Origin of the sequence: Serratia sp. (in: enterobacteria), from assembly GCF_051654945.1 — a bacterium.
Taxonomy (GTDB): Bacteria; Pseudomonadota; Gammaproteobacteria; order Enterobacterales; family Enterobacteriaceae; genus Chania.
The window spans coordinates 40123-53252 of sequence record NZ_JBOFZA010000085.1 but is presented as its reverse complement, the minus strand read 5'-3'; the positions used below and the strand labels follow the sequence as shown (position 1 = coordinate 53252).

Below are 13130 nucleotides of genomic sequence, written 5' to 3'. Positions count from 1 at the left end.
ATGCGGCGCCCGCTTGGCTTAGTTCAAGAAGGCAGGCTGCTGTGCCTCGTAGCGGGAAATCTCCGCTTCGTGCTGCAACGTCAGGCCGATGCTGTCCAAACCGTTAATCATGCAGTGGCGGCGGAAGCTGTCGATCTCAAACGGATAGCTGTTGCCCCCGGCATTCACCGTCTGGTTTTCCAGATCGACGACAAACTCAGTGCCTTCGTGCTCTGCCACCAATTTAAACAGCGTGTCCACATCCTGTTCGCTCAGCGCGACCGGCAGCAACTGGCTGTTAAACGAGTTGCCGTAGAAGATATCCGCGAAGCTTGGTGCAATCACCACCTTGAAGCCGTAATCGGTCAGCGCCCATGGTGCGTGCTCACGGGATGAGCCACAGCCAAAGTTTTCCCGGGCTAACAGGATGCTGGCCCCTTTATAGCGCGGATAGTTCAGTACAAACTCAGGGTTCGGCTGCTGCCCCGCATCGTCCAGGAAACGCCAGTCGTTGAACAGGTGCTGGCCGAAGCCGGTACGCGTTACTTTCTGCAGAAACTGTTTCGGGATAATGGCGTCGGTATCGACGTTGGCCGCGTCCAGAGGCACCACTAAGCCGGTATGTTGAGTAAATTTAGCCACGGTGGTGCTCCTTAGTGCAATTCACGGATATCGGCAAAATGGCCGGTAACGGCAGCGGCGGCGGCCATCGCCGGGCTGACCAGATGAGTACGCCCACCCCGGCCCTGACGCCCTTCGAAGTTACGGTTGCTGGTTGAGGCACAGCGTTCGCCAGGGTTCAGACGATCGTTGTTCATCGCCAGGCACATGGAGCAGCCCGGCAGACGCCATTCAAAACCGGCGTCGATAAAGATCTTGTCCAGACCTTCCTCTTCCGCCTGCGCTTTTACCGGGCCGGAGCCAGGTACCACAATCGCCTGCACGCCCGCGGCGACTTTACGGCCTTTGGCAATGGCGGCGGCAGCACGCAGATCTTCGATACGTGAATTGGTGCAAGAGCCGATAAACACTTTGTCGATTGGCACTTCAGTCAGTTTGATCCCCGGTTTCAGATCCATATAGGCCAGCGCTTTTTCCGCTGAGGCGCGTTCCACCGGATCGCTGAAGGAGTCAGGTGCAGGGATCGCCTGATCGACGGCGATAACCTGGCCTGGATTGGTGCCCCAGGTCACCTGTGGCGCAATCTCTTCCGCCCGCAGGGTAACGATGGTATCGAATTTGGCTTCGGCGTCGGATTTCAGGGTGCGCCAGTAGGCTACGGCCTGTTCCCAGTTTTCACCGGTAGGCGCAAACTGGCGGCCTTTCAGGTAATTAAAGGTGGTGTCGTCTGGTGCGACCAGGCCCGCTTTGGCACCCATCTCAATCGCCATGTTGCACAGCGTCATACGGCCTTCCATGGAAAGCCGCTCGATGGCTTTGCCACAGAATTCTACCACGTGGCCGGTACCGCCAGCGCTGCCGGTTTTGCCGATCACGGCCAACACGATATCTTTGGCGGTGATGCCTTCGGCGGCATCGCCGGTCACTTCAATCTTCATGGTCTTGGCACGGCCCTGCTTCAGGGTTTGGCTGGCCAGCACGTGTTCCACTTCCGAGGTGCCGATACCGAACGCCAATGAGCCAAAGGCGCCGTGGGTGGCGGTATGGGAGTCACCACACACGATAGTCATACCCGGCAGCGTCATGCCCTGCTCAGGTCCGATGACGTGCACGATGCCCTGGAACGGGTGGTTCAGGTCATACAGCGAAACGCCGAACTCTGCACAGTTCTTGATCAGCTCCTGCATCTGAATGCGGGCCATCTCGCCGCTGGCATTGATGTCTTTGGTCTGGGTCGAAACGTTGTGATCCATGGTGGCAAAGGTCTTGCCCGGCTGACGAACCTTGCGGCCCATGGCGCGCAGGCCATCGAAGGCCTGTGGGGAGGTTACTTCATGCACCAGATGACGATCGATGTACAGCAGCGGCGTCTCGTTTGGCGCTTCATGCACCACGTGGGCATCGTACAATTTCTGATATAAGGTCTTGGCCATGATTTACGCCCCCTCAGCCACGAAGCGGGCAATGATGTCGCCCATTTCGCTGGTGCCGATGGCTTTGCCGGCACCGGCCAGATCGGCGGTACGGTAGCCCTGTTCCAACGCCTGATTAATGGCGCGCTCGATCGCATCGGCGGCTTCATCGGCCCCCAGGCTGTAACGCAGCATCAGGGTCGCTGACAGAATTTGTGCGATTGGGTTGGCAATGTCTTTACCCGCGATATCCGGTGCGGAACCGCCGGCTGGCTCATACAGGCCAAAGCCTTGTTCGTTCAGGCTGGCGGAAGGCAACATGCCCATCGAGCCGGTGATCATGGCGCATTCGTCCGACAGGATGTCGCCGAACAGGTTGGAGCACAGCAGCACGTCGAACTGGGATGGATCTTTGATTAACTGCATGGTGGCGTTGTCGATATACATGTGTGACAGCGACACATCCGGGTAATCCTTGGCGACCTGGGTTACCACTTCGCGCCACAGGATAGAGCTTTGCAGCACGTTGGCTTTATCAATTGAAGTGACGATATTGCGGCGTTTGCGGGCGGACTCAAAGGCGATACGGGCAATGCGCTCGATCTCAAAGCGATGATACACCTCGGTATCAAAGGCGCGCTCGTGCATGCCCTGACCTTCACGACCCTTGGGTTGGCCAAAGTAGATGCCCCCGGTTAACTCACGTACGCACAGGATGTCGAAGCCACGTGCGGCGATATCGGCACGCAGCGGGCAGAAATCTTCCAGCCCTTGATACAGGCGGGCAGGGCGCAGGTTGCTGAACAGTTTGAAGTGCTTGCGCAGCGGCAGCAGTGCACCGCGCTCAGGCTGCTCTGCTGGTGGCAGGTGTTCCCATTTCGGGCCGCCCACCGAGCCGAACAGGATGGCGTCGGCCTGCTCACAGCCGGTAACCGTCGCGGCGGGCAGTGGTGTGTTGTGGCGATCGATGGCGATGCCACCAACGTCATATTCACTGGTAGTGATGCGGATGCCAAAGCGTTGACGCACTGCGTCCAACACCTTGTGAGCCTGGGCCATTACTTCCGGGCCGATTCCGTCTCCGGGCAAGACGGCAATGTGGTAAGTCTTAGTCATGTTCACACCGTTTCCTGATTATTATGCTGTTTGGTTTGCTGCAGGCGCTGCTTTTCTTTTTCTACCTGCTGGGAGCGCCAGATATTATTTAATACGTGGATCATCGCTTTGGCAGAGGACTCGACAATATCGGTTGCCAGGCCTACGCCATGGAAGCGGCGGCCATTGTAAGACACCACGATATCCACCTGGCCCAGTGCGTCGCGGCCCTGACCTTTGGCGGTCAGTTGGTATTTCACCAGTTCAATCGGGTAGTCGGTAATGCGGTTGATGGCCTGATAAACCGCATCCACCGGGCCGTTGCCGGTCGCGGCTTCGGACTTCTCTTCTTCGCCACATTTCAGTTTGACCGAGGCGGTCGCCATAATGTTGGTGCCAGACTGCACGCTGAAGTATTCCAGGCTGAAATGCTCAGGCTCTTCCTGCTGCTTGTTGATAAATGCCAAAGCTTCCAGATCGTAGTCAAACACCTGGCCCTTCTTGTCGGCCAGCTTCAGGAACGCGGCGTACAGCACGTCCAGATTGTAATCCTGTTCCTTATAGCCCATCTCTTCCATGCGGTGTTTTACCGCGGCACGACCAGAACGGGAGGTCAGGTTCAACTGCACATCTTTCAGACCGATGGTCTGCGGGGTCATGATTTCGTAGTTCTCGCGGTTTTTCAGCACGCCGTCCTGGTGGATACCGGAGGAGTGGGCGAAGGCGTTGGAACCGACGATGGCCTTGTTGGCCGGGATAGGCATATTGCACAGCTGGCTGACCAGTTGGCTGGTGCGGTAGATTTCCTGATGATTGATATTGGTATGCACCTGCATAAAGTCCTGGCGCACCTTGATGGCCATGATCACTTCTTCCAGTGAACAGTTACCAGCGCGCTCACCGATGCCGTTCAAGGTGCCTTCTACCTGGCGCGCACCGGCCTGGACGGCGGCGATGGAGTTACCCACGGCCATGCCTAAATCGTCGTGACAGTGGACGGAAATAATCGCCTTATCAATATTCGGCACGCGGTCATACAGCGTGGTGATGATGCCGCCGAACTGGTTTGGCGTGGTGTAGCCAACGGTATCAGGAATATTAATGGTGGTGGCCCCGGCGTTGATGGCGGCTTCTACTACGCGGCACAGGTTATCAATCGGGGTACGGCCAGCATCTTCACAGGAGAACTCAACGTCATCGGTATAGTTGCGGGCGCGCTTCACGGAGCGCACGGCCATTTCCAGCACCTGATCGAAGGAGCGCTTCAATTTGGATTCGATGTGCAGGGTTGAGGTGGCCAGGAAGACGTGAATACGGAACGCCTCGGCAACGCGTAACGCCTCGGCTGCGACGTCAATGTCGTTATCCACACAGCGTGCCAGACCACAAACGCGGCTGTTTTTGATCTGGCGGGCAATGGTCTGTACCGACTCGAAGTCCCCAGGGGAGGAGACTGGGAAGCCGACTTCCATTACATCGACACCCATTCTTTCCAGCGCCATGGCGATCTGAATTTTTTCTTTAACGCTCAGGCTAGCCTGCAGCGCCTGTTCACCATCACGCAATGTGGTATCGAAAATAATGACTTGTTGGCTCATCGTGTTGTTCCTTGTCGTGTTTGTTTCACGCTAAGCGGGTAAAAAAAAACCCGCGCAGTAGCGCGGGTTTTGCAGATGATGGGCTGAATCAGCTTTGAATCCCGTCCACCAGCGTACCGCGCACATAAGATGCGTTTAGTAGTAGGCTTAGTAGACGTTGAGTACGGATCATGGCGGTCAGCTTCTCTAAAATTGTTTCGTTGCCTAATTTGATACTTTATTGGCTGGGGCATGTCAACACCTGATTAAACCTGGGGGTTTGAAAAGCACGGTAGCGCGGGGCCAGGTGGTAGATGGAAACTCGGCAAAATCAGCCCAAGCCAGCGTAAAAGCCAATGGGCAACGGACGTTTTTTAGCATAAATGCTTTGAAAGCGAGGCTGTTGCATTGATTACCAATGCTACTGGGTTAAAATCTATCAATGGCACAAAAAGACAGCGGCAGGATCTTGATGGGATGTTGATGTAGCTCTGTTTGTATTCATGAAATCAATTTATTGCTACTAATGCATTCGTTGTTCGTATTCATAACGCTGAACTGAACGGCTTCAATCAATTAAGTGATGCTAAAGAGACCTATTTTGCATTGCTATGATTGTCCATCATCGTGTTTTATGGTCTGATCCCTAGGTTGATGAGTACCAAACGGGTATCCATAACTCAGGTGCTTTGCCTGCCAATTTGTTTGTATGCCATCGGCGTGTCATGTACCGATGTGCCCAGGCTGCCAACCGACGAACAACGCCTAATATGTACCGCTGTGTCATATTTTTATAGGATGATGCCCGATTGCTGTCTGCCATAGGGAGTCAATAGGGATAACTAATTTCGCTGTGTGGGAATAACGTGGCGCTGACTGTGCCTGTTATTCCCCTGCGCGCTGGCGGGATTATCTACATGGGACTTAGTGGAGTTTGGATATGTCTGAATTTAATTCAGGAACTGTCTTGAGGAAAGATAACGGTGATATTCATTTGCGCAGTGTGGATCTTAATTTACTCACTGTTTTTGATGCAGTTATGCAGATGCAGAATATTACCAAGGCGGCAAATTCCTTAGGGATGTCACAGCCTGCGGTCAGCAATGCCGTGTCACGCTTGAAGATCATGTTCAACGACGAACTGTTTGTCCGCTTCGGCCGTGGCATTCAGCCCACCATGCGCGCCCGCCAGCTTTTTGGCCCGGTTCGCCAGGCATTGCAACTGGTACAAAATGAGCTGCCAGGCGCTGGCTTTGATGCCCTGAGCAGCGAACGTATCTTTGAGCTTTCTATCTGCAGCCCGTTAGATATTCGCCTGACTGCCAAAATTATTAACAATGTCAAGAGCATGGCCCCCTCCGTGCAGATACAGACCAAGTCCTACATGAGTCATAATATCGAGCATCAGTTGCGCTATCAGGAAACCGAGTTTGTGATCGGCTATAGCCGCCTTGAACATCCCGAATTTCAGGAGATCGCCTTATTCGACGATGAGTTAACCTTGGTTGCCGCGCAGTCTCACCCACGGCTGGTGGGAACCATTAGTCAGAAACAGATGTTGGCGGAGCGCCATGCCGTCATTTCATTAGAGCGCTTTTGTTCCTTCAGTAAACCCTACTATCTTGATGAAGCGGCACAACGCACGGTCACTCAGCAGTGTACCGATCTGTACAGCGTACTGAATATCGTCGCCATGACCGAGATGGTGGCAATCGCTCCTCGCTGGTTTGCCCAGCAGCACACGCAAGCTCTGCAGCTAAAATTAATTCCGCTGCCTTGGGAGAGGAAAATGGCCACCTGTTATCTCTCCTGGCACGAGTCTGCCGAGCGCGATAAAGGTCATCAATGGATGAAGTCCGTACTTAGCCAATCGGGCGTATTGCGCTAATTAGAGATTTATTGGCCCAGCGCGCTTTCGAGTGCGTCGGGTTGATAATGGGTAATGCGGGAAATTAATAAGAATATACTCAAGTAAATCTAAGATAATTCTGTATCTCGGCACCCTGGGAAATAACAATTTTCCCACGAGAGTTAATTAACGTGACCGACCGAAATTATATTTTGCCCCTGTAGCGTGCAGCTGAAATTTTAACCTGCCATCCTCTTTCTTTGTCGCCGATCCCACTTTGTCTGTTTGGCGTAAACCTTTCGCACTCCCTTTTGTCCAAGATCAAGAGAAATGAAAGCCCGCACGTTTTAGCTCACACTTCGACGCTGAAATCCCTTTTCCCACAGCCGGAGACTAGGTAGACTGCGAAAAAAAAAGTAAACACGTGTAAGCTGAGATGCGAGAGTTTCCACTCAGTTCACGGTTAACCGGTTGATTAATTTCAGGCTTGGAGCGCTATGACCCCTACTTTGCACCATTATCACCAGGTCGAACGTATACAGCATCAAATTGCTAACCGTGCCGAACAGACGGCTTTCCGCCAATGGTCTGCGCAAGGGGAAACCCGGCTGACCTGGTCGCAGGTCGGGGTGCACACACAGCACATTGCCTGCGCCCTGCTGGGGCTGGGCGTCGAGGTACAGGAACGTATCGCGATTTTTGCCAACAACAGCATGGCCTGGTCGCTGGCCGATCTGGCGATCCTCGAATTACGGGCGGTCAGCGTGCCGCTGTATGCCACCAACACCCCGGCTCAGGCGGCATTTATCATTAATGATGCCGATATCCGCATTCTGTTTGTCGGTGAGCAAGAACAGCTGGATGCCGCGATTGCGCTGCGTGGCGTGTGCCCGCAACTGACACACATTATTGTGTTTGATGCCTCAGCCGATTTGCGCGGCTGTGAGATCGCTCAACATTTGCATCACTTTGAACGGCTTGCCGATCTCGAGCGCTTCGATACCGTGCGCCTGCAAAGGATTGCCGAGTGCGATTTGCAGGATTTGTTCACCCTTATCTACACCTCTGGCACCACCGGGGAACCGAAAGGCGTGATGCTCGACTATCGCAATATGGCCGCACAGTTACAGCTGCATGACGACCGCCTTACGGTGACCGCAGATGACGTTTCCCTCTGCTTCCTGCCGCTGTCACACGTTTTTGAACGGGCCTGGAGCTTCTTTATCATGCACTCGGGGGCGCAGAACGTTTATCTGCCCAATACCGACTGGGTGCGCGAAGCGATGGCCGATGTCAAACCGACTCTGATGTGCGCAGTGCCCCGTTTTTATGAAAAAATCTTCAGCGCGGTGCATGAAAAGGTCGCACGTGCGCCCTGGCTGCGGCGTGCCTTGTTCCATTGGGCCATCGTCTGCGGCGAACGCAAGTTCTTGCAGGAAAGGGCCGGCAAACCGTTAGGCAAGCTGTTCGATCTTTCTCACCGCTGGGCAGACAAGCTGGTGTTAAGCAAGCTGCGGGGGATCCTGGGTGGCAGAGTGCGCTTCTTGCCTGCGGCTGGTGCCAAGCTCGATGACAACGTCATTCTGTTCTTCCAGGCGATGGGTATTAACATCAAATACGGCTACGGCATGACGGAAACCTGCGCCACGGTCTCCTGCTGGGAAGAGAATAACTTCCGCTTCGGCTCGATCGGTAAACCGCTACCCGGCGTGGAAGTGCGCATCGGCGAAGAAAATGAGATCCAGGTACGTGGGCCCATCGTGATGCGCGGCTATTTCAACAAACCGCTGGCAACGGCCGATAGCTTTACCGCGGACGGCTGGCTGAAAACCGGCGATGCCGGCATGGTTGATGAAGGCGGCAACCTGTTTATTACCGAGCGCCTGAAGGATCTGATGAAGACCTCCGGTGGCAAATACATTGCGCCACAGATGCTGGAAGGGACTTTGGCGCAGGATCGCTTTATTGAGCAGGTGGCGATCGTGGCCGATGCGCGCAAGTTTGTCTCCGCGTTGATCGTCCCGAGCTTCGAATCGTTGGAAGAGTATGCCAAATCGGTCAACCTGAAGTATCAGGATCGGCTCGAACTGCTGCGCAACAGCCATATCCTCGAAATGTTCGAAAACCGCCTGCGGGAGATGCAAAAGGAGCTGGCCCTGTTTGAACAGGTGAAGAAATTTACCCTGCTGCCAGCGGCCTTCTCGATGGAATTGGGGGAACTGACCCCGACGCTAAAACTGCGTCGCAAGGTGATCCTCCAGCGCTATCAGCATGAAATAGAGTCCATGTATCAAGAAAAATGATATACCCGTCGTCTTTCAAGCTACAGCGTTGTTACCTGCGCTTGCCCACCCCAGTCACTTACAAAAAGTAAGCTCCTGGGGATGGGCAAGCTTGTCGCCTAGCTGTAACTTGAAATCCATAGGGTATAGAAAGAGGATATGGACGAAAAAACCGCAGAGCGCCTAGGCTGATATAGTTCTGTAATTACCCCATCAATCAAAACAATGCCTAGCTGAAAAACCTCTCAGCTAGTGCATAGTTTTGTTAAGCCGCACTTCTCCAGTCTGATGGCAATAACCTTGTCCGCGTTAAGCCATTTTGCCGTTTGCCTGCCCCATATTCTGACGCTATGTTAAGAGTCCAAAACGTCCATAAGATTTTTGGGGCCATGCCCCAGACAGGACAGGCGCTACGTTCCGGCGTCAGACAAGAACAAGCTATGTAAGCCTGGAGGCAAACCCATGGAAATATTGTCAGGAGCCGAGATGGTCGTCCGATCGTTGATCGATCAGGGCGTTAAGCATGTATTCGGCTATCCGGGCGGGGCGGTACTCGATATCTATGATGCCCTGCACACGGTGGGGGGCATCGATCATATTCTGGTGCGCCATGAGCAAGGCGCGGTGCATATGGCCGATGGCTATGCGCGCGCAACCGGCGAAGTGGGCGTAGTGCTGGTCACTTCTGGCCCTGGAGCCACCAACGCCATTACCGGCATCGCCACCGCCTATATGGACTCCATCCCGATGGTGGTGCTATCCGGCCAGGTGCCGAGCTCACTGATTGGCTACGACGCCTTCCAGGAATGCGACATGGTCGGGATCTCCCGCCCGGTCGTGAAACACAGCTTCCTGGTCAAGCGTACCGAAGACATCCCCTCCGTGCTGAAAAAGGCATTTTATCTGGCTTCGACCGGCCGTCCTGGCCCGGTGGTGGTCGATCTGCCGAAGGATATCGTCGGCCCGACGGTTAGAATGCCTTACGCGTATCCGCAGGACGTCAGCATGCGTTCCTACAACCCGACGGTGCAAGGCCACCGTGGGCAGATCAAACGCGCTCTACAGACCATTCTGGCGGCTAAAAAGCCGATCATGTACGTGGGCGGTGGTGCTATCAATTCAGGCTGCCATGAAGAATTGCTGCAACTGGCCGATAAGCTGAATCTGCCGGTCACCTGTACGCTGATGGGGCTAGGGGCGTTCCCGGGGACTCATCGCCAAAGCGTCGGCATGCTGGGCATGCACGGCACCTATGAAGCCAACATGACCATGCATCATTCCGATGTGATCTTTGCCGTTGGGGTACGCTTTGACGATCGTACCACCAATAACCTGGCCAAATACTGCCCGGATGCCACGGTGCTGCATATCGACATCGACCCGACTTCCATTTCCAAAACGGTGGATGCCGATATTCCTATCGTTGGCGATGCCAAGCAGGTGCTGACGCAGATGCTGGAACTGCTGGCACAAGAGGGCAAAGCGCAGGATTTCGATGCGCTGCGTGACTGGTGGCAGTCGATTGAACAGTGGCGGGCGCGTGATTGTCTGGGCTACAACAAGGACAGTGGCACCATCAAACCTCAGGCGGTGATTGAAACACTGCACCGGCTGACCAAGGGCGATGCCTATGTCACTTCTGACGTGGGGCAACATCAGATGTTTGCCGCGCTTTACTATCCATTCGATAAACCGCGCCGCTGGATCAACTCGGGTGGCCTGGGCACCATGGGCTTTGGTCTACCGGCCGCCCTTGGGGTGAAACTGGCACTGCCAGACGAAACGGTGGTGTGCGTCACCGGTGACGGCAGTATCCAGATGAATATTCAGGAGCTATCCACGGCCCTGCAATACAACCTGCCGGTGGTGGTGGTTAACCTGAATAACCGCTATCTGGGCATGGTGAAGCAGTGGCAGGATATGATCTATTCGGGCCGTCATTCGCAGTCCTATATGGATTCCTTGCCGGACTTCGTCAAGCTGGCCGAGGCCTACGGCCACGTCGGCATTGCCATCCGCACGCCGGATGAGCTGGAAAGCAAGCTGGCGCAGGCGCTGGCGGAAAAAGAACGTCTGGTGTTTGTCGATGTGACCGTCGACGAGACCGAACATGTTTATCCAATGCAGATCCGCGGTGGAAGCATGGACGAAATGTGGCTCAGCAAAACGGAGAGAACCTGATGAAGCGCCGTATCTTGTCGGTATTACTGGAAAACGAATCCGGTGCGTTGTCGCGCGTCGTCGGGCTGTTCTCTCAGCGTGGCTATAACATTGAAAGCCTGACGGTGGCCCCCACCGATGACCCAACCTTGTCGCGTATGACGATCCAGACGGTGGGTGATGAAAAGGTGCTTGAGCAGATAGAGAAACAGCTGCACAAACTGGTGGATGTGCTGCGCGTCAGTGAACTGGTACAAGGCTCACACGTTGAGCGTGAAATCATGCTGGTGAAACTGCAGGCCAGCGGCTACGGGCGTGAAGAGGTGAAACGTAGCACGGACATCTTCCGTGGTCAGATTGTGGATGTCACCTCGTCGCTTTATACCGTGCAACTGGCGGGTACCAGCGACAAACTCGACGCCTTCCTCAACGCCGTACGTGAAGTGGCGGAAATCGTGGAAGTGGCCCGTTCGGGAATTGTTGGCGTGTCGCGTGGCGACAAGATCATGCGCTGATAGCCGGTTTATGCACCTATCGAGGGCGTGGCGAGTCTTGCTACGCCCTTTCTTTTTTCTTTTTTGCCCATTTGCTGGCACCTTTAGGCGAAAGCGGTTGCTCGGCCGTGTTTTCTGCGGTTAGATCGCCATTACGGGTTGAATAACCATAGTGACTATCATGGTTACTCATTGCCTTGCCGCTTTCGGTATGCCGTACTCTGAAAGCCAGGGGTAAAACAACGCCCCACGATCCATTGTAATTTTGCGAGTTATTTAAAGGGGTTAACGTGAAGCTGGATGAAATCGCGCGTCTCGCAGGCGTTTCGCGTACTACGGCCAGTTATGTCATTAACGGCAAGGCGAAGCAGTATCGTGTCAGCGATAAAACCGTCGAAAAAGTGATGGCCGTGGTCAGGGAGCACAATTATCACCCGAATGCCGTCGCGGCAGGGTTGCGTGCGGGCCGTACGCGTTCTATCGGCCTGGTGATACCGGATCTGGAAAATACCAGCTACACCCGCATCGCCAACTACCTGGAACGTCAGGCGCGTCAGCGTGGTTACCAGCTGTTGATCGCCTGCTCGGAAGATCAGCCGGATAATGAAATGCGCTGCGTCGAGCACCTGCTGCAACGTCAGGTTGATGCGATTATCGTGTCTACCGCCTTGCCGCCGGAGCATCCTTTCTATCAACGCTGGGCTAACGATCCTTTCCCGATTATTGCCTTGGATCGCGCCTTGGATCGTGAACACTTTATCAGCGTGGTGGGAGCCGATCAGGAGGATTCCTTTGCCCTGGCGCAGGAGTTACGTACTTTCCCTGCCAAGTCGGTGCTGTATCTTGGGGCTTTACCAGAGCTTTCGGTCAGTTTTCTGCGTGAGCAAGGTTTCCGCCAGGCCTGGCAGGACGATGAGCGGCAGGTGGATTATCTGTATGCCAACAGCTATGAACGTGAAGCGGCAGGTGTGCTGTTCGCGGAATGGTTGAAAACCCATCCGATGCCACAGGCGCTGTTCACTACCTCGTTCTCGCTGTTGCAGGGCGTGATGGATGTCACGCTGAAACAGCGTGGGCGTTTACCGGCGGATCTGGCGATTGCCACCTTTGGTGACCATGAGCTGTTGGATTTCCTTGAGTGCCCGGTGCTTGCCGTGGCCCAGCGTCACCGTGATGTTGCCGAGCGGGTGCTGGAATTGGTGCTAGCCAGCCTGGATGAGCCGCGCAAACCCAAGCCGGGGATGACGCGCATTCGTCGTAACCTGTTCCGCCGTGGCAGCCTGAGCCGCAAGTAATGCCCTCACCCTAACCCTCTCCCACAAGGAGAGGGGACCGATCGAGTTCGCAATCAATTACCAAGTGCTACCTGACCACCGGACTGAATCAGCTCTCTTTCACGGGAGAAGCAGATTTGTCACTGTACTCAATTACGGCTCCGCACTAGCTGCCTCTCCCTGTGGGAGAGGGGACCGATCGAGTTCGCAATCAATTACCAAGTGCTACCTGGCCACCCGACTGAATCAGCTCTCTTTCACGGGAGAAGCAGATTTGTCACTGTACCCAATTACGGCTCTGCACTAGCTGCTTCTCCCTGTGGGAGAGGGGACCGATCGAGTTCGCAATCAATTACCAAGTGCTACCTGGCCACCGGATTGAATCAG

Annotated in this window: 9 protein-coding genes; 5 read left to right on the top strand and 4 right to left on the bottom strand. The window is 54.7% G+C overall.

The genetic code is table 11. From position 1 onward, the window contains the following. Positions 1–18: 18 nt before the first annotated feature. Genes leuD through leuA form a run of 4 tightly spaced genes read right to left on the bottom strand, consistent with a single transcriptional unit; the run spans position 19 to position 4705 of the window. Positions 19–621: a 3-isopropylmalate dehydratase small subunit gene (gene leuD, locus ACRDCA_RS19655; RefSeq protein ID WP_438691056.1), complete on the bottom strand. Its 603-nt coding sequence runs from the start codon at positions 619–621 to the stop codon at positions 19–21. Between the two features lie 11 nt (positions 622–632). Beyond that, complete coding sequence (gene leuC, locus ACRDCA_RS19650; RefSeq protein ID WP_438691055.1) at positions 633–2033, bottom strand: 3-isopropylmalate dehydratase large subunit; 1401 nt, start codon at positions 2031–2033, stop codon at positions 633–635. A 3-nt stretch (positions 2034–2036) separates the two neighbouring features. Then, positions 2037–3128: a 3-isopropylmalate dehydrogenase gene (gene leuB / locus ACRDCA_RS19645; protein WP_438691054.1), complete on the bottom strand. Its 1092-nt coding sequence runs from the start codon at positions 3126–3128 to the stop codon at positions 2037–2039. A 2-nt stretch (positions 3129–3130) separates the two neighbouring features. Continuing rightward, positions 3131–4705 (bottom strand): 2-isopropylmalate synthase, encoded by a 1575-nt coding sequence (gene leuA / locus ACRDCA_RS19640; RefSeq protein ID WP_438691053.1) that lies wholly within the window; start codon positions 4703–4705, stop codon positions 3131–3133. A gap of 919 nt (positions 4706–5624) precedes the next feature. On the opposite strand from leuA, the gene leuO reads away from it, so the two are divergent. The 5 genes from leuO (at position 5625) to cra (ending at position 12764) form a co-directional block, all read left to right on the top strand. After that, entirely contained in the window at positions 5625–6572 is a 948-nt protein-coding gene (gene leuO, locus ACRDCA_RS19635) for a transcriptional regulator LeuO (protein WP_438691052.1), read from the top strand. A 458-nt stretch (positions 6573–7030) separates the two neighbouring features. Next, on the top strand, positions 7031–8836 hold the full coding sequence (locus ACRDCA_RS19630; RefSeq protein WP_438691051.1) for an AMP-dependent synthetase/ligase: 1806 nt from the start codon (positions 7031–7033) through the stop codon (positions 8834–8836). A 441-nt stretch (positions 8837–9277) separates the two neighbouring features. After that, positions 9278–10996 (top strand): acetolactate synthase 3 large subunit, encoded by a 1719-nt coding sequence (ilvI, locus tag ACRDCA_RS19625; RefSeq protein ID WP_438691050.1) that lies wholly within the window; start codon positions 9278–9280, stop codon positions 10994–10996. After that, complete coding sequence (gene ilvN, locus ACRDCA_RS19620) at positions 10996–11490, top strand: acetolactate synthase small subunit (RefSeq protein ID WP_025120483.1); 495 nt, start codon at positions 10996–10998, stop codon at positions 11488–11490. Before ilvI ends, ilvN begins: the two co-directional genes overlap by 1 nt. Positions 11491–11759: 269 nt before the next feature. Then, on the top strand, positions 11760–12764 hold the full coding sequence (cra, locus tag ACRDCA_RS19615) for a catabolite repressor/activator (protein ID WP_438691049.1): 1005 nt from the start codon (positions 11760–11762) through the stop codon (positions 12762–12764). Positions 12765–13130: the final 366 nt, after the last annotated feature.

What these genes read in the sequence shown, in the direction of transcription:
- leuC (WP_438691055.1), bottom strand. Translation starts at nt 2,033, where the DNA reads ATGGCCAAGACCTTATATCAGAAATTGTACGATGCCCACGTGGTGCAT.
- leuO (WP_438691052.1), top strand. Translation starts at nt 5,625, where the DNA reads ATGTCTGAATTTAATTCAGGAACTGTCTTGAGGAAAGATAACGGTGAT.
- ilvN (WP_025120483.1), top strand. Translation starts at nt 10,996, where the DNA reads ATGAAGCGCCGTATCTTGTCGGTATTACTGGAAAACGAATCCGGTGCG.
- leuB (WP_438691054.1), bottom strand. Translation starts at nt 3,128, where the DNA reads ATGACTAAGACTTACCACATTGCCGTCTTGCCCGGAGACGGAATCGGC.
- leuA (WP_438691053.1), bottom strand. Translation starts at nt 4,705, where the DNA reads ATGAGCCAACAAGTCATTATTTTCGATACCACATTGCGTGATGGTGAA.
- ilvI (WP_438691050.1), top strand. Translation starts at nt 9,278, where the DNA reads ATGGAAATATTGTCAGGAGCCGAGATGGTCGTCCGATCGTTGATCGAT.
- ACRDCA_RS19630 (WP_438691051.1), top strand. Translation starts at nt 7,031, where the DNA reads ATGACCCCTACTTTGCACCATTATCACCAGGTCGAACGTATACAGCAT.